General features: G+C 63.4%; 20 protein-coding genes. 7 read left to right on the plus strand and 13 right to left on the minus strand.

Going from position 1 to position 19010, the window contains the following annotated elements; all coding sequences use genetic code 11:
* Positions 1-171: 171 nt before the first annotated feature.
* Both AYJ54_RS40015 and AYJ54_RS40020 read right to left on the minus strand, forming a co-directional pair.
* Positions 172-432 carry a PepSY domain-containing protein gene (locus AYJ54_RS40015; RefSeq protein WP_063708003.1) on the minus strand — a complete coding sequence of 87 codons (261 nt, stop codon included), beginning with the start codon at positions 430-432 and terminating at the stop codon, positions 172-174.
* A gap of 253 nt (positions 433-685) precedes the next feature.
* Positions 686-2479: a potassium/proton antiporter gene (locus AYJ54_RS40020; RefSeq protein ID WP_063708004.1), complete on the minus strand. Its 1794-nt coding sequence runs from the start codon at positions 2477-2479 to the stop codon at positions 686-688.
* Between the two features lie 216 nt (positions 2480-2695).
* Here AYJ54_RS40020 and AYJ54_RS40025 point away from each other — a divergent pair, with 216 nt between their 5' ends.
* Together AYJ54_RS40025 and map are read left to right on the plus strand one after the other, a co-directional pair.
* Positions 2696-4012, plus strand: a complete 1317-nt coding sequence (locus tag AYJ54_RS40025) for a mechanosensitive ion channel family protein (protein WP_063708005.1) — start codon at positions 2696-2698, stop codon at positions 4010-4012.
* Positions 4013-4141: 129 nt separating this feature from the next.
* Positions 4142-4960 (plus strand): type I methionyl aminopeptidase, encoded by an 819-nt coding sequence (map, locus tag AYJ54_RS40030; protein ID WP_063708006.1) that lies wholly within the window; start codon positions 4142-4144, stop codon positions 4958-4960.
* 70 nt (positions 4961-5030) lie between these two features.
* Here the strand turns inward: map and AYJ54_RS40035 are convergent, their stop codons facing one another.
* The gene (locus AYJ54_RS40035) at positions 5031-5627 is read right to left on the minus strand and encodes a bifunctional transcriptional activator/DNA repair enzyme AdaA (RefSeq protein ID WP_063708007.1); all 597 of its coding nucleotides are present in this window, start codon (positions 5625-5627) and stop codon (positions 5031-5033) included.
* Between the two features lie 131 nt (positions 5628-5758).
* Between AYJ54_RS40035 and AYJ54_RS40040 the strand changes: the two genes are divergently transcribed.
* The 3 genes from AYJ54_RS40040 (at position 5759) to radC (ending at position 8410) form a co-directional block, all read left to right on the plus strand.
* Positions 5759-6703, plus strand: a complete 945-nt coding sequence (locus AYJ54_RS40040) for a DMT family transporter (RefSeq protein WP_063708008.1) — start codon at positions 5759-5761, stop codon at positions 6701-6703.
* A gap of 78 nt (positions 6704-6781) precedes the next feature.
* Complete coding sequence (locus AYJ54_RS40045) at positions 6782-7630, plus strand: intradiol ring-cleavage dioxygenase (RefSeq protein ID WP_063708009.1); 849 nt, start codon at positions 6782-6784, stop codon at positions 7628-7630.
* 60 nt (positions 7631-7690) lie between these two features.
* Positions 7691-8410 (plus strand): RadC family protein, encoded by a 720-nt coding sequence (gene radC / locus AYJ54_RS40050; protein ID WP_063708010.1) that lies wholly within the window; start codon positions 7691-7693, stop codon positions 8408-8410.
* 154 nt (positions 8411-8564) lie between these two features.
* Here the strand turns inward: radC and AYJ54_RS40055 are convergent, their stop codons facing one another.
* From AYJ54_RS40055 to AYJ54_RS40065, 3 genes are all read right to left on the minus strand, one after another.
* A complete protein-coding gene (locus AYJ54_RS40055) occupies positions 8565-9746 on the minus strand; it encodes an esterase/lipase family protein (protein WP_063708011.1) in 1182 nt (393 codons plus the stop codon).
* Positions 9730-10374: a hypothetical protein gene (locus AYJ54_RS40060; protein ID WP_136624263.1), complete on the minus strand. Its 645-nt coding sequence runs from the start codon at positions 10372-10374 to the stop codon at positions 9730-9732. The genes AYJ54_RS40055 and AYJ54_RS40060 overlap by 17 nt, the downstream gene beginning before the upstream one ends.
* A gap of 107 nt (positions 10375-10481) precedes the next feature.
* Positions 10482-10988, minus strand: coding sequence for a hypothetical protein (locus AYJ54_RS40065; RefSeq protein ID WP_063708013.1), 507 nt, complete (start codon positions 10986-10988; stop codon positions 10482-10484).
* A 264-nt stretch (positions 10989-11252) separates the two neighbouring features.
* On the opposite strand from AYJ54_RS40065, the gene AYJ54_RS40070 reads away from it, so the two are divergent.
* On the plus strand, positions 11253-12041 hold the full coding sequence (locus AYJ54_RS40070; protein WP_063708014.1) for a bestrophin-like domain: 789 nt from the start codon (positions 11253-11255) through the stop codon (positions 12039-12041).
* A gap of 27 nt (positions 12042-12068) precedes the next feature.
* On the opposite strand, the gene AYJ54_RS40075 is transcribed toward AYJ54_RS40070, so the two are convergent.
* A complete protein-coding gene (locus AYJ54_RS40075) occupies positions 12069-12374 on the minus strand; it encodes a YMGG-like glycine zipper-containing protein (protein WP_063708015.1) in 306 nt (101 codons plus the stop codon).
* A gap of 151 nt (positions 12375-12525) precedes the next feature.
* Positions 12526-12900: a hypothetical protein gene (locus AYJ54_RS40080; RefSeq protein ID WP_063708016.1), complete on the minus strand. Its 375-nt coding sequence runs from the start codon at positions 12898-12900 to the stop codon at positions 12526-12528.
* Positions 12901-13213: 313 nt separating this feature from the next.
* Between AYJ54_RS40080 and AYJ54_RS40085 the strand changes: the two genes are divergently transcribed.
* Positions 13214-14590, plus strand: coding sequence for a peptidoglycan-binding protein (locus tag AYJ54_RS40085; protein WP_063708017.1), 1377 nt, complete (start codon positions 13214-13216; stop codon positions 14588-14590).
* A 32-nt stretch (positions 14591-14622) separates the two neighbouring features.
* On the opposite strand, the gene AYJ54_RS40090 is transcribed toward AYJ54_RS40085, so the two are convergent.
* From AYJ54_RS40090 to AYJ54_RS40110, 5 genes are read right to left on the minus strand one after another with little or no spacing between them, the layout of a single operon-like run.
* Entirely contained in the window at positions 14623-15315 is a 693-nt protein-coding gene (locus tag AYJ54_RS40090; protein WP_063708018.1) for an AprI/Inh family metalloprotease inhibitor, read from the minus strand.
* Entirely contained in the window at positions 15315-16304 is a 990-nt protein-coding gene (locus tag AYJ54_RS40095; RefSeq protein ID WP_063708019.1) for a 2-hydroxyacid dehydrogenase, read from the minus strand. The genes AYJ54_RS40090 and AYJ54_RS40095 overlap by 1 nt, the downstream gene beginning before the upstream one ends.
* Entirely contained in the window at positions 16304-17122 is an 819-nt protein-coding gene (locus AYJ54_RS40100; protein WP_063708020.1) for an ABC transporter permease, read from the minus strand. Before AYJ54_RS40100 ends, AYJ54_RS40095 begins: the two co-directional genes overlap by 1 nt.
* The gene (locus AYJ54_RS40105; RefSeq protein WP_063708021.1) at positions 17119-17934 is read right to left on the minus strand and encodes an ABC transporter ATP-binding protein; all 816 of its coding nucleotides are present in this window, start codon (positions 17932-17934) and stop codon (positions 17119-17121) included. Before AYJ54_RS40105 ends, AYJ54_RS40100 begins: the two co-directional genes overlap by 4 nt.
* 10 nt (positions 17935-17944) lie before the next feature.
* Entirely contained in the window at positions 17945-18967 is a 1023-nt protein-coding gene (locus tag AYJ54_RS40110; RefSeq protein WP_063708022.1) for an ABC transporter substrate-binding protein, read from the minus strand.
* Positions 18968-19010 lie beyond the last annotated feature (43 nt).

The following is a 19010-nucleotide window of genomic DNA, read 5'->3' on the forward strand; positions in this document are numbered from 1 at the left end:
GCCGCACCAACAGGCCGGACATATGGACGCAAGCGATCCGATCAAACCTCACAAAGCTCTTGTGCCACGGGGGCCGTCCACATATGGGTCCCGGGCTCGCGCTTTGCGCGCCCCGGGACGACAGTTGAGAATGACGCCACTTTATCGCGTCATTTGCAGATCGCGCCAAGGCTACCACCCGCGCTCGACGTTGCGCACGTCGCCGGTGCTGGCGTCGACATAGACCTGCATCCAGCGGCCGGCACGATCGCGGCCCTCGATCCGCCATTCGTCGCCGAGGAACTGAGTGTGGGAGACGGTCATGACGCCGATATCGGTCGCGACGTCGAGCGCGGCCTGCATCGAGATCTGATCGCCTGAATCATAGGCCATCGCCGGCGCGGCCGATCCGAGGCCGATCGCGACAATGGCCGGCAAGATGAGTTTTCGCATGACTGCTCCTGTCAAACAGGTTGACCGTTACGCGGGTAACGGGCGGCATCGGCATGCGTTCCGGCCACCGCCTTCATGGAACAGCGGAAATTTTCAGCCGTTGCGGCAATCTGGTGGCAGGTTCCCTGGCTCTTTACATTCGTCATTCCGGGGCGCCCGAAGGGCGAGCCCGGAATCTATTTCGCCACCCGTTCCTCGGTGAAATGGATTCCGGGTTCTCGCTACGCGCGCCCCGGAATGACTTGTGGAGAGGCTAAATCCCCGCGACCGAGGTCCAGAGGTCGGCGAGCCTGCGCCGCAGGGCCTTCGCGCGCGTCACGGACTCGGGCTTGTCCTCGTCCTCCGGCAGGCGCAGGCCGACGACGTTGACGCGGCCGCCGGAGATCGAGCGGGCCACCAGCACGATCTCGCCGAGCGCAAGCTCCGCGCCCTCTTTCGGTGCGCGGTCGAGATGGACATCGAAATAATCGGCCAGGGTCAGCTGGCACTCGTCCTCGCTCACCTTGACACCATAGATCTCGGCAAGCTCGGCGAGCGTATGCTCGCCGGAGACCATGAAGTCGCCGAGCAGATGCGGATCGGGCGCCGAGCTCGGCTGCATGTCGACGAAGAAGCGGTCGAGCGCCTCGGCCTTTTCCGGCGGGGCGAGCAGATAGATGTAGTCGCCGGGCGCGATCGGATCGGCTTCCGTGGGCGTCAGGATGCTCTCGTTGCGGATCACCAGCGTCGGCTTGGACCAGGACGGGATCAGGCCGCGGCGGAAATACAGGCTCTTGGGACGCACCGAATAGCCGACGAGCTGCTGCTCGAGCTGGCCGGGCAGGTCCAGTTCGACGCGGCGCGGACCGCGCTCGGCGCGCGGCAGCGCCACGTGCAACTTGCGCGCGGCGGGCGCCAGCGTCCAGCCCTGTAGCAGCAGCGAGATGATGACGACGACGAAGGCGACGTCGAAATAGAGATAGGCCTTCGACAAGCCGACCAGCATCGGAATCGATGCGAGGAAGATCGCGACTGCGCCGCGCAGGCCCGTCCAGGCAATGAAGACCTTTTCGCGCCAGTTGAAACGGAAGGGGGCGAGGCACAGGAACACGGCCAGCGGCCTTGCGACCAGCATCAGCACAAAGGCGACCTCGACTGCCGGCAACGCACTTGCGCCGAGCCGTTGCGGCGAGACCAAGAGACCAAGGAGAACGAACATCACGATCTGCGCGAGCCAGGTCGCGGCATCGAGGAACGTCACCACCGAATTATGGGCGCGCGTCGGACGGTTGCCGATGATGATGCCGGCGAGATAGACCGCGAGGAAGCCGGAGGCATGCATGATCTGCGAGCCGCCGAAGAGGACGAGCGCGGCGGTGGTGACGAACGGCGCATGCAGGCCCTGCGGCAGCGCCACCTGGTTGAGCGCCATGACGACCAGCCGTCCGCCGATCACGCCGACGACGGCGCCCAGCAGGGCCTCCTGGACGAATTCGAACAGCACATGGCTGGCCGTGCCCGAACCCAGCGAGATGTATTCGACCAGCATGAGCGTGAGGAAGATCGCGAAGGGATCGTTGGTGCCGGACTCCGCCTCCAGCGTCGCACCGACGCGCGGGCGCAGGCGCAGGCCCTGGGTGTGCACCAAGAGGAACACCGCGGCGGCGTCGGTCGAGGCGACCACCGCGCCGACCAGGAGCGACTCCGCCCAGTTGAGATCGAGCGCGTATTTGGCAAAGGGGGCGGTGATCAGCGCGGTGAGGAGCACGCCAACGGTCGCGAGCACCACCGATGGCGCGAGCACGGTGCGGATGCTCGCAAATCGTGTCCGCAAGCCGCCGTCGAACAGGATCAGGGCGAGCGCCACCGAGCCGACCAGATAGGTCGTGCGCACGTCGTCGAACTGGAGCTGCCCGGGGCCGGAATCGCCGGCCAGCATGCCGATCGCGAGGAAGACGAGCAGCAGCGGCGCGCCGAAGCGCAGCGCGAGCAGGCTCGAGAGAATGCCAGCCATCACCAGGACGGCGCCGAGCAGAATGGCGATGCTGACCGAATCGAGGGAGGCCATCCACCTTCACAGGTACAAATCGTTGGAATGGCATCCTTATCGTCGTCATCCTGCCGCGCCAACCCATTTTCTCCCGCTCGCGGCAATCTGCCCGCATTTTGCGGCCTTAACTCGCATCACATGGAGGTGTATCGATAGTCCCGCCGCTCCCTTTGTGGGATTCTGCGGCGCCCACGAATCAAATCTTTCCCCGGGATCGCCGACGAGACCGCCCGAATGGACATGGACCTCAAAGACCTCATGGAGTTCGTGCAGACGACCGCGCGTAGCGTCGGGGCCGAGATCTTATCGCCCTGGTTCTACCTGCAATTTGGTCTCATTCTGGCTGCGGCCGGCATCGCCTATGCCGCAGAAGCCGGCGTTCGCAGCCGCGTCGAGATGACATCGCTGGCGATGCGGTGGCCGCTGCCGCTTCGCCATTTCGCCCGCGTGATGGTCTCCAGCGCCTCCACGGCGGTGTTCACCGTGCTCGTGATCGTCTCCCGCGTGGTGATGTATCATGCGACCTGGCCCAGCCGGAGCTATCTCCTGATGGTCGCCGCGAAGCTGGGGCTGGCCTGGCTCGCGATCCGGCTCGTGACCTCGGTGCTGCGCAACGCCTTCATCGTGCAGCTGGTGTCGATCGCGGCATGGCTCGTCGCAGCCCTCTCCATCATCGGCGAGCTCGATGCGACGGTGGAGCTGCTCGACTCCTTCGCGATCGTGCTCGGCGGCCTGCGGCTGACGCCGCTGCTCCTGATCAAGGCCGGCGCGCTCCTGATCATCGCGCTCTGGCTCACCAACATCGCGAGCAACTTCGCCGAGAGCCGGATCAACTCAACGACCGACCTGACGCCGTCGGTGCAGGTGCTGTTGGTCAAGATCATCCGGATCGGCCTCCTCACCGTCGCCATCGTGATCGCGCTCGGCGCGGTCGGCATCGACCTCTCCGCGCTCGCGGTGTTCTCCGGCGCGGTCGGCGTCGGTATCGGTATCGGCCTGCAGAAGATTGTCGCCAATTTCATCTCCGGTATCATCCTGCTTGCCGACAAGTCGGTGAAGCCCGGCGACCTCGTTACCATCGGCGACAATACGGGTCGCATCAGCGCGATGAAGACGCGCTATATTTCCGTTGCCGCCGGCGACGGCCGCGAATTCCTGGTGCCGAACGAGGACCTGGTGACGCAGAAGGTCGTCAACTGGACCTATACCGACAAGAACACGCTGGTGAAGATCACCTTCAGCACCAGTTACGACGCCGATCCCAGGCTGGTCTGCAAGCTCGCGATCGAGACCGCCGCCGCCCATCCGCGCGCCCAGAAGGGCAAGCCACCGAACAGCATTTTGACCGAGTTCGCGGAAGCCGGGATGAAGTTCTCGCTGACCCTCTGGCTCGCCGACCCCGACGGCATGGACAACGTCAGGAGCGACGTCATGCTGGCGCTGTGGGACGCCTTCAAGCGCGAGGGCATCCGGGTTCCCTACCCCGTCCGCGAAATCCGAGTCCGCGGCGGCGCCCTGCCGGTCGAAACCATCGTAGAGGTCCCGAATTGAGCGCCTTTCGGACGCAAGGCGGCCAAGCTTGGCTTGCATGAAGGCACGCGATCATTAGATTAAGGCCTGAAATCAAGCCCTTCCACCGACATCGCAACCAGCCTCGAGCCCGTAAAGACCATAACCCGCATGAGCTACGTCGAAGCCACCGATACCTCGCTCCGCAAGACCGGACAGATCAAGCTGCATGGGCCGGGCGCCTTTGTCGGCATGCGCAAGGCGGGTGCGTTGGTGGCGAAGTGTCTGGACGCGCTCACCGACATCGTCGGCCCCGGCGTGCCGACCTCGCGCATCGACGAATTCGTCCGCGACTTCGCCTTCAGCCACGGCGCCTATCCGGCGACGCTGATGTATCGCGGCTATCGCTACTCGACCTGTACCTCGCTCAACCACGTGGTCTGCCACGGCATGCCCGGCGACCGGCCGCTGAAGGAAGGCGACATCGTCAACATCGACGTCACCCTCATCGTCGACGGCTGGTACGGTGATTCCAGCCGGATGTATGCGATCGGCCCGATTGCGCGCAAGGCCGAGCGACTGATCGAGGTGACCTATGAAGCGATGATGCGCGGCATCGCCGCGGTGAAGCCCGGCGCCACCACCGGCGACATCGGCCACGCCATCCAGAGCTTCGTCGAGCCGCAGGGCATGAGCGTGGTGCGCGATTTCTGCGGCCACGGTCTGGGCCGCATGTTCCACGACGAGCCCAACATCATCCATATCGGCCGGCCCGGCGAGGGCGTTCAGCTCAAGCCGGGCATGTTCTTCACCATCGAGCCGATGATCAACCTCGGCAAACCGCATGTGAAGATCCTGTCCGACGGCTGGACAGCGGTAACGCGGGACCGCTCGCTGTCGGCGCAGTTCGAGCATTCCGTCGGCGTGACCGCCACGGGCGTCGAGATCTTCACGCTGTCGGAGCGGCACGGCGAACAGCAGATCGGCTGACTGCCTGCGTGTCATTCCGGGGCGCCCGCATGAGCGAGCGAACCCGGAATGACAGCGAAGTAGGCGTCCCCTATTGCCGACGGCGGAATGACGATGGTGGCCGCTTGTAGGTCGCGGCAAAGGCTTCGTTGAAGCGGCGAACGCTGCCGAAGCCAGCCGCGAACGCGATCTCCGCCAATGTCATATCGGTCCGGTCGATCAGGCGTTTGGCGTCCTGCACGCGCCGCGTCGCCGCAATCTCGCTCGGGCTTGCACCGGCATGGCGCATGAACAGGCGCAGCAAATGGCGCGGCCCGACGCCTAGGGCTTCGGCAAGCTCCGTCACGGACGCACGGTCCAGAAGACCGTCGTTGATCAGGCGCATCCCGCGCGCAACGGTGGTGGCTGTGCCCATCCAGGCCGGTGATCCCGGCGCCGCTTCCGGACGGCAGCGGAGGCATGGGCGAAAGCCGGCCCGCTCGGCAGCGGCCGCGGTCGCATAGAAGGTGACGTTCTCGGAGCGCGCCGGGCGAACCGGACAGACCGGCCGGCAGTAGATGCGCGTCGTACGAACGCCGGAAAAGAACAGGCCGTCGAACGCGCGGGCACGCGCCAGCCGCGCCCGATCGCAGGTCTCCCGGTCGAGATGCGGTGGCAGCGTTTGCCGCTGCGCCAAAGCCTTCGCCATGACGAAATCATAGTTTCACCGCGACCCACCGAGTAGCTGAAATCGGACTCGATCGGACGATGAGGTCCGAATTCAGCCAGCCTGCGCCGCCGCCCCGGATCATGGTCCCGACAAATCCCGGAGCGAATCGCATGAGCACGCAGGCGCCACAGGCAGCATCAGATCAAACCACCCTCACGCTCGAGATCGGGCTTTTGCTGCTGCTTTCGCTGATCTGGGGCAGCTCATTCACATTGATCAAGATTGCGATCCCCACGATTCCGCCGTTCACCATGGTTGCCGCACGGGTTGCAATCGCTTCAATCCTCCTGATCCTGATCGCAGGCGCACAGGGACATTCCCTTCCCCGCCGGGGATCGGTCTGGGGAGCTTTCTTCGTGCAGGGGCTGCTGCAAAGCGCGCTGCCGTTCACTTTGATCAGCTGGGGCGAGGTGCATATCGCAAGCGGGCTCGCCGGCGTGCTCAATGCAACCCCGCCGATCTTCGTGCTCGCGATCGCGACGATCACGGGGCGCGGGCGCCGGACGATAAGCGGCCAGAAAATCATTGGCGTCGGTCTCGGCCTCGCCGGCGTCGCCGTGACGATAGGTACCGATGCGCTGTCCGGGATCGGCACGACGGCGCCGCCGGCGCAGGCGGCCGTACTCGGCGCCAGCCTCTGCTATGCGCTGGCGCCGATCTGGGGACAACGGTTCTCGAACCTTCCCGCAATCGTCACGGCGGCCGGGGCCATGAGCTGCGCCGCGATCCTGATGCTCCCGACAGCCGCCCTGCTTGAGCGGCCATGGACGCTGCTCCCGCCGCCGGCGCAGGCGATCACGGCGGTCATCGCTCTCGCGGTCATCTGCACCGCGCTTGCGATGGTGATCTATTTCCGGCTGATCCGCACGCTCGGCCCGCTTGGCACGACCAGCGGCAGCTACCTGCGCGCGGGATTCGCCGTGGCGCTGGGCACCGCATGGCTCGGCGAGCGCTTTACCTGGTCCAGCCTTGCCGGAATGACGCTCATTCTGATCGGGGTGGTCGCCGTGACGGTCCCCCTGCCCGCGCGAAACGGCGAGAAACAGCCGGCCTGATTGCCGCCACCGCCGCAGCTTGATCTTGCCATCCTCCCTTCTGATGACGATCTCTTGTCGATACGAAGGGAGAGATGCGTGAGCCAGTCGACGCGTCGTGGCTTTCTCGGAGTCCTGTCGGCCGGCGCCGCCGGCCTGCTGCAAACCCGCGCAGAGGCGGCTCCTGCCACCGCGGACGTCGAGACGACCTGCATCCTGACGCCGCAGGCGGAGGAAGGGCCGTTCTATGCCGACCCGAAGCTGGTTCGGTCCGACATCACGGAGGGCAGGCACGGCGTGCCGCTGACGCTGCGGCTGCGCGTGATCGAGGCCGGCCCCTGCACGGCCATCAGGGACGCGCGGGTCGACATCTGGCATTGTGACGCGAAGGGACTCTATTCGGCCTTCCCCGGCCAGGGCGACGGCCACAACATCGACGCGACCGGCAAGACGTTCCTGCGCGGCACGCAAATGACCGACGAGGCCGGCTGGGTCGCGTTCGATACCATCTATCCCGGCTGGTATGACGGCCGCACCACGCACATCCATTTCAAGGTGTTTCTCGACCAGCGCACGGTGCTGACCGGGCAGACCTTCCTGCCCGACGCCCTGAACGAGTTCATCTACACCAACGTGCCCGACTACACCGACCGCGCGCGGCAGCGCATGGTGATCAATGCCAATGACCACGTCATCGAACGCTCCGACCCCGAGCATCGTGCCTTCTGCGCGGTGAAGGAGGAGCGCGACCGCTACGTCGCGACGCTGACGCTCGGCGTCGACCGTCGTGCCGCGCCGACCGTCGGGCGCGCCGGCCCGCCTCCGCCGGGGACGCGCGGCGGACCTCCGCCCGGTCCACCCCCACCGGGCATGGGCAGACCGATGTTCGGACGTGCGATCAAGGACCGTCTCGCCGCGCTGGTGCCAGGGTTGAAGCCCGGGCGCTAGAGCAGCGCCGTCGCAATTGACGGTTGCAAAAGAAGTGGCCCGCAGCGATGCTGGCTGGCGATGCCCGCCAAATCCAGCGACCCGTCCAAAGCGCCCGAACCTTCCGAACCGCCGCACTATCTCGGCCATCGCGAGCGGCTGCGCGAGCGCTTCTACAGCGCGGGCGCGGATGCGCTCAGCGACTATGAACTCTTGGAGATGGCGCTGTTTCCGGCGCTGCCGCGCCGCGACACCAAGCCGCTCGCAAAAGCTCTGATCAAGACGTTTGGCTCGTTCGCCGAGGTCATTCATGCGCCTGTCGCGCGGCTGCGCGAGGTCGAGGGCGTGGGCGAATCCGCGATCAACCAGCTCAAGCTGATCGCAGCCGCTGCGAGCCGCGTGACCAAGGGCGAGGTCAAGAGCCGCAATGCGCTGTCGTCGTGGAACGAGGTGATCGACTATTGCCGCTCCAGCATGGCCTTTGCCGACAAGGAGCAATTCCGTCTCCTCTTCCTCGACAAGCGAAACCAGCTCATCGCGGATGAGGTGCAGCAGACCGGCACCGTCGACCACACGCCGGTCTATCCGCGGGAGGTCATCAAGCGCGCGCTGGAACTATCGGCGACCGCGCTGATCCTCGTGCACAACCACCCCTCCGGCGACCCCTCGCCGTCGCAGGCCGACATCCAGATGACCAAGGCCATCATCGACATCGCCAAGCCGCTCGGCATCGCCGTGCACGACCACATCATCGTCGGCAAGAGCGGGCATGCGAGCCTGCGCGGGATGCGGCTGATCTGAGATCCGGAATATCAGCCTCGACCCCCGTGATGGAAATTGCCATGCGCGGGCTCACGATAGCGCACTACCTCTTCGGACTGCTTCGCGGCTGGATACACGATGAAAATCATAACCGCGCTCTCGGTTCTCTCTGGATAACTCTGCTCGAGCTTTCCTAGCATGCCGCGCTAGGACAAACAGTTCGGCCTGTTGGGCATTGCTTGGCTGCATCCGGAGAAGAAAACCTCAGCTCGCGCCGGCTGCTGCTCGCCGTAAAGTGTATGCATGTGTTCGCCGCAACGATGTGATCAAACATGTCAGCCCAGGTTGCCGCCCGGTAGGTGCCCATCACTGATAGCCGGCCGACGTCGTTGATCGCGGAGGCATCACCCGAGATCTTGAGATTAAATCCATCTCGCCTGGCAGTCGGAAGCGAGAATTGACGGATAAGGCTATCAAGTCTTTCCCAAGCTCCCGGTCCCGAACCCCATTCCTTGAAAGGTACTGCTGCATGGGCCTCCGAAGCCTCTTCAATTCTGTGTTTCACCCAATCGTAGACGCGCGAATTTCGATCTGCAGGTTTTACGATTGAGAGATGATCGGCTGTGACGGGATAGGCGCGATCGTCCTGCGGCGTCTCCGTGTACAACTGCGGAACTACCAGGTAGCCATGAGTAGGCTGCGTTTCATAGGCAACGAACACTCGCGGGACCCGATCTCTTCGGCCTCTGTCTACATAATCCTTCCACTGGTTTTCGAGAATCTGAAGATACGTATTTACGTCATACGTTCGCAAATCTACCAATGGCCGTACTCCGCCGAGGCGGGCCAAGAGCTCGAGGTAGTTGGCTCCATTTGCTCCTTTCGCTGGGGTCGAAATAAAGACTATGCCACTCACCTGCTGTTCAAGGAACGCGCTTCGTGCCTGCCACAGGTCAATCAGCATTCGCTTCACGACTAAACCGCCCATGCTGTGACATACAAAGTAAATCTCATTGTAATCGTCAAAGACTCGATGATCCTCCAGCGTGGTTCGCACCACAGTCGCGATCTGTTCGATGCTCATTTTTGACGTGAGGGCTGCATCGTAGTTGATTGCGAGAATATCAAAAGAATCCATATCAGGATCTTCGGCGACGAGCCGTGGCCAATACGCCTGGGTTGTCTCGTTTGTGAAGGTCCCCTGCGCATCCCCCAGGATTCCGTGCACAAAAACAACGATCTTATCTGTGCCCTTCCTTTTGACGAATACGTCCGGCTCTTGGGGAGCTACATGCGGGGTCAGGAACAAAAAGCCCGCCAACAAGCAAACAACACCCGCCACCAGAAGGTAAAAACGTCTACCGCGCACCATCATCGCAGTCCCTCCGCGCCCTTGCGTATTGCGTCTTCAGCATGAGTAGAAACTGCTCGTCCCGAAACTGCACACAGCCGAAGGTGATGGCGACGCTGTAGTTCCTGCCTCCAGCAGAAAGCTGATCTCGTTGGATTTTTTCTGCCGATTCCGGCCCAAATAGCGAGCGGAAGCGAGAATCTGAATAGCGCTCAAGAAAGGCACGATACAGCGGAAGCCGATCGGGAGCGTTACGCCCGAGCGCACCGGCTAACAGCGTCGCCATTGCAGGAACAACACTATCCAGCCGCGATGGATCGAGTAGGGCGATGGCGGCGCGGTCAAACGGATCGTCGCCGCGACCTCCCACATCAGGCACGGAGCTCCCTTGACGTTGCAGCTCATTCAAAAGGCGGACGTGCTGGTCTCGATTCCCGGCGGCACCTGCATTCCAATCCATTTTGCACGACTGACTGCCGCTTTGCGTCTTCGTACATGTACCACTTGCTGATGAGTCGGCTGGAATCGCGTCGCGACAGGTACACTCTGTAGCCAAGGCTGACGCGCTCATGGTGAGAGAAAGTGTCATAACCGGGAGAATTCGCCCTAAGCGCAGCGCCACTCCTGACGCTTCAATCGGACCAATCGTCATTCGACGCTCCCCCTGCATCGCAGGTTGCGGACAGCTGTGCTTGATGTGACACGAGCGGCGCCAGCGCGATGTGACGGCAGCAAGCGGCCGGCGTGCCACTCTACCTGCTAGTTATTGCGCTTCAGATATTTCGCGGCTTCCTGACGAGCCACCATGTAATGATCGTCGAGGTACAGGCCCATCTTCTCGACAAATGTAAGCACCTTGATCAAGGGGTCGCTCATCTGTCGTGCAAGGTATCCTAGTTGGCCTCTAAGTCCGCCGACGTCCATCCCGCTCGCTAACGCCCTCTGCTCGTATACAGAGAGCCATTGACGTTGGTAACTGTCCATCGCGCGCCCGGGGGTCTCAATGTATTCCCGGTCGCCGTCGGAGAGGCGCTCGCATAACTGCTTATAAGTCACCGTTTGATATAATTGAGCGCTTTGGCGCGACCGAGCCACAAACGCGTTTTGATGGGGACTATTGACATCGGCGAAGGCTGGCGGCGGTAGCGTTGGGACAGTAGGTACCCTCTTAAGAACGTCCATGTACCCGCGAAAAACCTTGTCAAAAGCGCCGACGGCGTCAGAAACTATCTTTGCAATCACCGCTGCTGTGGCGAGATCCACCATAGCACCCTCCCCGGTGGGATCGTTTCAAGATGATCTGCTGCATCCACTTCAACTCGTGGCTCACGCGCAATAAATCGAATCCGTTGCTCTACGAACGCTAGATGAAAAGCTGTCCAGCACTATATCGAATCTTTTGTCAACTTTAAATAGATAGTTCAGTGCCGACAAATGTGTTGCGAGTGCGAAATGCAGTCGATGAGCTGACATCACGGTCGTGGCCGTCGGTGATCGCAAAGGAGCTCCGAATCAAGTGACAAGGACACAATGAGCGACTGGCTGCACAACCTGCCGGTGCCCTGGATGGCGCTGGTGATTTTCGGATTCACCTACCTGCTTGCCGCAGTCATATTCGCGGCCGTCGCGATGGTCGCGACGGAGGAGCGCGCAAAATCGCTGAAGGCGATCTCGCCCGGCATGCTGCCGGTGCTCGGCATCATCTTCGGCCTGTTCGTCGCCTTCACCGCGGCGCAGGTCTGGGGTGACAGCGACCGCGCCAGCGCGGCGGTGAGCCGCGAGGCCAGCGCGCTGCGGAGCGCCGTGCTGCTGGCTGCGGGCCTGCCGGCGGAGCAGGAGACCCGGTTGCGCGGGCTGGTGCGCGACTATATCGGGCACGCCGCAACGGTGGAGTGGCCGATGATGGCACATCAGGAGGTGTCGCTGAGGGTAACCCCGCCGGCGCTCGCCGAGGCTTTGCAGCTCGTCGTCGCGATGACGCCGCAAGGCGGGGGGCAGGAGACGGTGCAGCGCGAGATCATCGCCGCGCTCCAGCAGGCGCTGGATGCACGACGGCAGCGGATCATCGTCAGCCTCGCCGCAGTGAATTCGGTCAAATGGTGGTGCCTGTACCTCCAGGGTGCCTGCGCACTTCTGGCGATCGGTCTGGTCCATTGCGACAACCGCCTCGGAGGGGCAATCGCAATGGGACTATTCGCAACCGGCGTCGCCACCTCGGTGCTCTTGATCGCCGCCCATGACCGACCATTTGCCGGCCAGATCTCCATCCATCCGGAGCCGCTGCTCCAGATCATGCCGGACGCAGCGGCAAAGAACTAGAGCGCGAGGGCTCGTGGCAGGATCTCGTCAGTAGCAATACCTGGGATCGACCCGCACATAGTAGCCGTCGGGACGCTGCATGTAGCAGCCCCGCTGATAGGCATAATAACCGGAGCGGCGCCGCTCGCCTTCGGAGGCGATCGCAGCACCCGTGCCGGCGCCGACAACCGCGCCGATCGCGGCCCCGCGGCCTCCGCCAAGCGCGCCGCCGAGGATCGCCCCGCCGACACCGCCGATGATGGCACCGCCGACGGCATCCTGAGCCGCCGCCTCATGGACCGGCATCGCCATGGCAACCGTCAGACACGTCATAATTCCAAGACTTCGAAGCATTTTCGGCCCTCCCGATGCTGACGCAAGTCATAGCGCCCGACGCGGATTCGAGCCAGAACAATTGCCGTCAGGAACTGGCGCGTCAGGCGATGTCGCCGGGAGCGCCGATCAAGGATCGCGTCCAGCCATATCGCGCGACGAGCAACGGATGTCAGGGGTCGATCCAGCGCTGCACGGCTTCAGCCGTGTCGGCAGGAGTCGTGTTGAAGCAGATCGCAGCGCCCGGCGCGAGCCGGTGGACGAGGTTGAGCACCCTCTCGAACAGAAGGAGGCGCTCCTTCGGCTCACGCAGGCCGGCGCCGATAACGATGCAATCGAAACTCTCGTCGCGCAGCGCCGCCGTGACACCGGCTTCCGCGGTCGCATCGAGATCGATCAGGCAGCTCGTGACCTCGTAGCCAAGATCGCGCAGGCGCAGGAGTTGCGCGTCGATGTAAGTGCGGACGAGTTCAGGCGTGAGCTGCGGGAACGCGCTGTAGTCGGCGTTGCCGGGTTCGATGCCGATCGCAAGAACACGCTTGGCCATACAGGGCTCTCCTTGCGGATCATCTCTGTCGCTAACGGATGACGGGTCCGGCCGGTTCCCCGGATTTCGGCGAAGTCGTATCGCAATGGGACAGCTTTGGAGGCGCTTGCGCGATATCTTCCTGAGATTGCGGCGTTTGATCGCAGCCACTCTGCGGATTTCGCGCTCGACGTGTAAGCCATTTCACACTCGGTTGCGCCGGCAGGCTGCAACATTGCAGCATTACGCAGAGAGCTCATGCCGTGACGACGGCACAGCTCACACCAGACTTGCACAAAGACCCAGCAATTTAATTATTCGCGGGAGCGGGGAAATGGTGTCATTTCAGGATTTGAAAAGCGAATACGAGAGGAATTGGGCCAATCTCAAGATCCGGCCATCGCGCCTCGATGACGCGAACGCGGTGGCGCATCGGGCGATCAACGGCAAGACGACCTACCAGCAGATCGAGCAACGCACCGGCGTACCCTGGCATTTCGTCGCTCTCTGCCACTATCGGGAATCCAATTTCGATTTCGATACCTATCTAGGCAATGGCCAGTCGCTGCATCGCACGACGACGATCGTCCCGAAAGGGCGCGGCCCGTTCGGCTCGTTCGTTGACGGCGCCGTCGACGCGCTGAGGATTCAGGACTTCGTCGGCACGAGCGACTGGAGCATCGCGCGAACCCTGTTCCGGCTCGAGGCCTTCAACGGCTTCGGCTATCATGCCAAGGGCGTCAACTCACCCTATCTCTACGGCGGCTCGACGCTCTACGGCCCGCCCGAGGCAAGGGCTGGCAAGTTCGTCCGCGACCATGTGTTCGATCCGAGCAACGTCGACGTGCAGCTTGGCACTGCCGTGATCCTGCATGCGATGATGGCGCTCGATCCCTCGATCACCGTCGACGGCAGTCCACCGGGCACGGGCAATCCGGAGCCCGACGACGAGATGGCGGCGACGGTTCTTCTGGTGCAGCAGGCGCTCAACCGGCTCGGCGCCAATCCGCCGCTCGCCGAGGACGGCATCAGCGGACCGAAGACCATGGCCGCGGTCTCGCGGTTTCAGCAGCAGCACGGCATCAACGATTCCGGTCTCCTCGACGGCGCCACCATTGCCGCCATCACGCGGGCGGCCCAGCCGGGAGCGGTCGTGCCGGCTGTCGATCTGTCGCAGATCCTGAAACGGCTGGAGGACCTCGCGCAGCTCGTGCGGCCACAAGCGGGAGGCACGGCACCGGGCGGCACCACACCGGCGACCAACGATCCGATCAACCTGTTCGAACGCCTCCTCTCCCTCGTCAACAGGACGGCCCCCATGCCCGGAACAGTCACCCCGACCAACCCCGCACCCGTCGACCAGTTGAAGCAGGTGGTGGATCTGGTCGGCGTCCTCCTCAACAACGGCAACGGCAAACCCGTCCTCGGCCAGGTCAACGGCGCGCTCGGCGAGACGATCGGCAAGCTCCTGGACGGCAGGAAGACCGCCCTCGGCGTCGGCGGCACGCTGATCACCGCCCTGCTCTCCGCGGTGACGGCAAGCCCCAATGCAGGAGGCCTTGCCGGGCTGTTCGGAACGATCGTGTCCGCCGTGCCGGGACTGGGCCAGTTCGCCATGCCGATCTTCCTGGCGCTTTCGGCCTGGGGCGTGCTCGGCAAGCTGGAGAAATGGGCGCAGGGAACCGCGCCGCCGCCCAAGCTGACAACCTGAGCGCGATCGAAAGGTCGCGCAATGTGGCGCGTCTACTGACGCAGCATGATCAGGGGATCGGCGGTGTCGGGAACGCGCCGCCATTGCGCGTTGTCATCGGCCTCGAACTGCCAGGTCTCGCCGGCCTTCGACATCAGGATGATCTGGCCGCGTTCGAGCCGCCATTGCGTCGGATTGAACTGCGCGATGACGGGATCGCATTTCGGCTTGAGGAAGACCTGGAAATTGTCCGGGCCCGCCTCTGTGTTGGTCAGCGTCAGACCGCAGATCGGCTGGCCGTTGCCGCGTACCATGGCCCAGTCACCGATCATCTGGTCCATCGACTTGGCCATCGAGCGTGCCGCGGCGAGATCTTGCAGGATGTAGACGCCCTCGCCCTGCCGCAAGCCTTCGAAGATGCCGGCCTCGACCTCGGTGAAGTCGATGACGGCTTCACCGGTCGCATCCTGCAGGCGAACGATATCGAGGCCCTTGACGCTCCAGGCAACGATGTCCTTGGTGAAGGGCAGCGCGGTCTTGCAGGCCGGCTCAAGCTCCAGCTTGAGGCCGTGGCCCGCAGCGTCACCCTTCAGCGTGACGACGCAGGTCTTGCTGCGCTCGGTGGTCGAGAGCTCCCACTGCCCGACCATTTCTTTCTTCAGGGTCGTCGCATCCTGCGCTCGCGCAGGGCTCATCGCGGCGACACATGCCGCGATGATCAACGCAAAGCCCCGTAGAATTATCATCAGCGGCCCTTCACCGGGGTTTCCGCCACCGGCGTCAACGGCGCCTTGCCGGCGAACCAGGTCTTGAGATTGTCGACCACGAGCTGGTCCATGGCGTTGCGCGTGACCACTGACGCCGAGCCGATATGCGGCAGCAGCACGACATTCTGCATGGACTTGAGCTCGTCGGGCACGTTCGGCTCAGCCGCGAACACGTCGAGGCCGGCAGCGAGGATGGTGCCGGACTTGAGCGCCTGGACCAGGGCCGGCTCGTCGACCACGGAGCCGCGCGCGACGTTGATCAGCACACCACGCGGCCCGAGCGCCTTCAGCACCTCGGCGTTGATCATCTTGTTGGTGCTGGCGCCGCCGGGCACGATCACCATCAGCGTGTCCACCGCCTTCGCCATCTCGATCAGGTCGGGATAGTGCTCGTAGGAGACATCCTTTGCCGGGTTGCGCGAATGATAGACCACTGGCACCAGCGAGGCGTCGAGCCGGCGCGCAACGGCCTGGCCGATCCGGCCCATGCCGACAATGCCGACCTTGCGGTCGCGCAGCGAGCCGACGCTGAGGGGATAGTTCTGCGTCTGCCAGAGCCCGGAGCGCACGTAGCGGTCGGCCTTGATGAATTCGCGCAAGGTGGCGAGCAGAAGGCCCATCGCGACGTCAGCGACCTCTTCAGTCAGAACGTCGGGCGTGTTGGTGACAATGACATTGTGCTCGCTGGCATATTTGGCATCGATGTGGTCATAGCCCACGCCGAAGCTCGCCACGATCTCGAGTTTCGGGAAATGCGACAGCGAATCCTTGTCAGCGCGCACGGTGTGATAGGTCACCGCGACGCCGCGGATCTTCTCGCGAACCGCCGGCGTCAGCCGCTCCAGATCGGCGCGGGTCTCGGCCTTATGGACGACGAAATGATCGGAAAAGCCGTTGTCGAGAATCGGCCGCACCGGCCCATAGATCAGAAGGTCGATCTTTTCGGACGAAATCGAACCGGTGGTCATCAGCTTTCCTTTCCAAGCGCGCTCTCATGCCAGCGCCGCAAAACGAGGTGCGAAATTAGCGCCAGCAACCCATAAATGACAATCCCGGCCAGCGACAACAAAAGCAGCGCCGCGAACATGCGGGGTATGTTGAGACGGTAGCCGGACTCGGCGATCCGGTAGGCGAGTCCTGAGCCCGCGCCGGCGGTGCCCGCCGCAATCTCGGCCACGACAGCACCGATCAGCGACAACCCGCCGGCAATGCGCAGGCCGCCGAGAATATAGGGCAGCGCCGATGGCAATTTCAGGAAGCGCAGGGTCTGGGGTGCGGACGCGCCATAGAGCTGGAACAGCCCGGCGAGGTTGCGGTCGACCGAACTGAGCCCGAGCGTTGTGTTCGACAGCACCGGGAAGAAGGCGACGATGAAGGCGCAGACAACGACGGCTGTCTGCTGATCCAGATAGATCAGGAGCAGTGGCGCAATCGCGATCACCGGCGTGACCTGGAGGACGACGGCGTAGGGGAACAGTGAATATTCCACCCATTTCGACTGGTTGAACAACAGCGCCAGCGCGATGCCGCCGATGCTTGCTGCCACAAAACCTTCAAGCGTGGTGAGCAGTGTGGTGGCGAGCGATTGTGACAGCACCGCCCAGTCATTGATCAGCGTCAGGAAGATGGCCGACGGCGCCGGCAGCACATAAGGCGGGATCTCCTTGACGCGAACCACGAGTTCCCAGGCTGCAAGGCCGGCCGCGAAGACGATCACGGGAAGCACGAAGCGCACCGCGCGCTGCGCCGCGGATGGCTTTGCAGTGATGGAGGGCTGCGCGCTCATAGCATCGACTGCCCCGAATAGGACGGCGCAAGCGCGCCCGACACTTTTCTGCAATAATCGGCGTAGGCGGCTGAGGTACGAAATTCCTCGCCGCGCGGCTCGACAGTCTCGATGCGGACGTCGGCCTGGATGCGGCCGGGCCGCGCCGTCATGACCACGACGCGCTGCGACAGGTAGACGGACTCGAACACCGAGTGGGTGACGAAGATGATCGTCTTGCCCAGGTCTCGCCACAGCGTCAGCAGGTCGTTGTTGAGGCGAAAGCGCGTGATCTCGTCGAGCGCCGCGAAGGGCTCGTCCATCAGCAGGATATCGGGATCGGTGACGAGCGCGCGCGCCAGCGACACCCGCATCTTCATGCCGCCGGAGAGTTCGCGCGGGAAGGCCGCGGCGAATTCGGCGAGGCCGACGCTCGCCAGCGCCTCATCGACACGCGCGCGCGCCTCGGCCTTCGGCACACGTGCGAGCTTCAAGGGCAGCCGCACGTTTTCGCGGACGCTGGTCCAGGGCATCAGGGTCGGCTCCTGAAACACGAAGCCGATGCCGTGGCCCGGCTGCGCCACGCCCTCATGGCGCGACACCCGCACCGTGCCGGACGAGGGCGCGGCGAGGCCCGCGATCAGGCGCAGCGCGGTGGACTTGCCGCAGCCGGACGGCCCGAGCAGCGAGACGAACTCGCCCTTGCGCACGGCGAGATCGAGCGGACCAAGCGCCATGACGCCGTTGTCGTAGGTCTTCGTCACGCCGCGCAGCCTGACGGCCAGGGCCGTCAGGCCGGTCTCGCCCCCGGACGAAGCTCTGGCGTCTGACATCAGCTTTGCGTTACGGCTTGGCGGGACGCAGCTCGACGCCGACGCCCTTGTTGACGAAACGCAGCGTATAGGATTTGCGATAGTCGAGATCGCGCTTCACGACGCCGGCCTTCACCATCTTGTCGAAGAACGAGGTGTAGCGCTCATCGCTCATCGCGCCGATTCCGTTCTTCAACGACTCGCCGGAATCGACGATGCCGTATTCCTTCATCTTGGCGACGGAATAGGCGAGCAGCTCGTCGGTCATCTCCGGATTGAGCTTCTTGATCATCGCGTTGCCGGCGGAATTGTCGCCGTAGATGTAGTTGTACCAGCCGACGATCGAGGCATCGACGAAGCGCTGCACGAGATCAGGCTTCTTCTCGACCATGTCGCGGCGGGTCTCGATCAGGGTCGAATAGGTGTTGAAGCCATAATCGGCGAGCAGGAGCACGTTGGGCTTGAAGCCGGCTGCCTTCTCCACCGCGAAGGGCTCGGACGTTACGTAACCCTGCATTGCGCTCTTGGGATTGGCGATGAAGGGCTGCGGATTGAAATTATAGGGACGGACGTTCTTCTCGCTGAAACCGTATTCGGACTTCAGCCACTGGAAGTAGCTGGTCATGCCCTCCTTGGAGACGAACAACGTCAGCGGCTTGAGGTCCTCGATCTTCGTGACCTTGGCATCCGGCTGCGTCAGCATCACCTGCGGATCCTTCTGGAAGATCGCGGCGATCGTGACCACGGGGACGTTGTTGGTCACGGCATCGAACGACATCAGCGTGTTTGCCGCCATGAAGAAATCGATCTTTCCCGCGATCAGCAGCATCCGGTTGTTCTCGTTCGGCCCGCCGGGGACGATTGTGACGTCGAGCCCGTAGCGCTTGTAGGTGCCGTCGGCGACCGCCTGGAAAAAGCCACCATGCTCGGCCTCGGCGACCCAGTTGGTGCCAAAGGAGACCTTGTCCAGGGTCTCGGCGCGCGCCGGGAGAAGCGACACGAAGACGGCCATCAAGCCCGCCGTTAACGCTCGCCGCAGATGAGAGGGGCTCATGATTGCACTCCGTCGATCGCGTCTAGCCCAAGTGACTGGCCCA

Source organism: Bradyrhizobium centrolobii, from assembly GCF_001641635.1.
Classification (GTDB): Bacteria; Pseudomonadota; Alphaproteobacteria; order Rhizobiales; family Xanthobacteraceae; genus Bradyrhizobium; species Bradyrhizobium centrolobii.

Bases quoted from the DNA above. Each gene is read 5' to 3' on its own strand.
- AYJ54_RS40035 (WP_063708007.1), bottom strand. From the start codon at position 5,627: ATGGCGAAGGCTTTGGCGCAGCGGCAAACGCTGCCACCGCATCTCGAC.
- AYJ54_RS40070 (WP_063708014.1), top strand. From the start codon at position 11,253: ATGAGCGACTGGCTGCACAACCTGCCGGTGCCCTGGATGGCGCTGGTG.
- AYJ54_RS40020 (WP_063708004.1), bottom strand. From the start codon at position 2,479: ATGGCCTCCCTCGATTCGGTCAGCATCGCCATTCTGCTCGGCGCCGTC.
- AYJ54_RS40025 (WP_063708005.1), top strand. From the start codon at position 2,696: ATGGACATGGACCTCAAAGACCTCATGGAGTTCGTGCAGACGACCGCG.
- AYJ54_RS40015 (WP_063708003.1), bottom strand. From the start codon at position 432: ATGCGAAAACTCATCTTGCCGGCCATTGTCGCGATCGGCCTCGGATCG.
- AYJ54_RS40065 (WP_063708013.1), bottom strand. From the start codon at position 10,988: ATGGTGGATCTCGCCACAGCAGCGGTGATTGCAAAGATAGTTTCTGAC.
- AYJ54_RS40060 (WP_136624263.1), bottom strand. From the start codon at position 10,374: ATGACGATTGGTCCGATTGAAGCGTCAGGAGTGGCGCTGCGCTTAGGG.
- AYJ54_RS40085 (WP_063708017.1), top strand. From the start codon at position 13,214: ATGGTGTCATTTCAGGATTTGAAAAGCGAATACGAGAGGAATTGGGCC.
- map (WP_063708006.1), top strand. From the start codon at position 4,142: ATGAGCTACGTCGAAGCCACCGATACCTCGCTCCGCAAGACCGGACAG.
- radC (WP_063708010.1), top strand. From the start codon at position 7,691: ATGCCCGCCAAATCCAGCGACCCGTCCAAAGCGCCCGAACCTTCCGAA.
- AYJ54_RS40090 (WP_063708018.1), bottom strand. From the start codon at position 15,315: ATGATAATTCTACGGGGCTTTGCGTTGATCATCGCGGCATGTGTCGCC.
- AYJ54_RS40080 (WP_063708016.1), bottom strand. From the start codon at position 12,900: ATGGCCAAGCGTGTTCTTGCGATCGGCATCGAACCCGGCAACGCCGAC.
- AYJ54_RS40110 (WP_063708022.1), bottom strand. From the start codon at position 18,967: ATGAGCCCCTCTCATCTGCGGCGAGCGTTAACGGCGGGCTTGATGGCC.
- AYJ54_RS40095 (WP_063708019.1), bottom strand. From the start codon at position 16,304: ATGACCACCGGTTCGATTTCGTCCGAAAAGATCGACCTTCTGATCTAT.
- AYJ54_RS40105 (WP_063708021.1), bottom strand. From the start codon at position 17,934: ATGTCAGACGCCAGAGCTTCGTCCGGGGGCGAGACCGGCCTGACGGCC.
- AYJ54_RS40040 (WP_063708008.1), top strand. From the start codon at position 5,759: ATGAGCACGCAGGCGCCACAGGCAGCATCAGATCAAACCACCCTCACG.
- AYJ54_RS40055 (WP_063708011.1), bottom strand. From the start codon at position 9,746: ATGATGGTGCGCGGTAGACGTTTTTACCTTCTGGTGGCGGGTGTTGTT.
- AYJ54_RS40100 (WP_063708020.1), bottom strand. From the start codon at position 17,122: ATGAGCGCGCAGCCCTCCATCACTGCAAAGCCATCCGCGGCGCAGCGC.
- AYJ54_RS40075 (WP_063708015.1), bottom strand. From the start codon at position 12,374: ATGCTTCGAAGTCTTGGAATTATGACGTGTCTGACGGTTGCCATGGCG.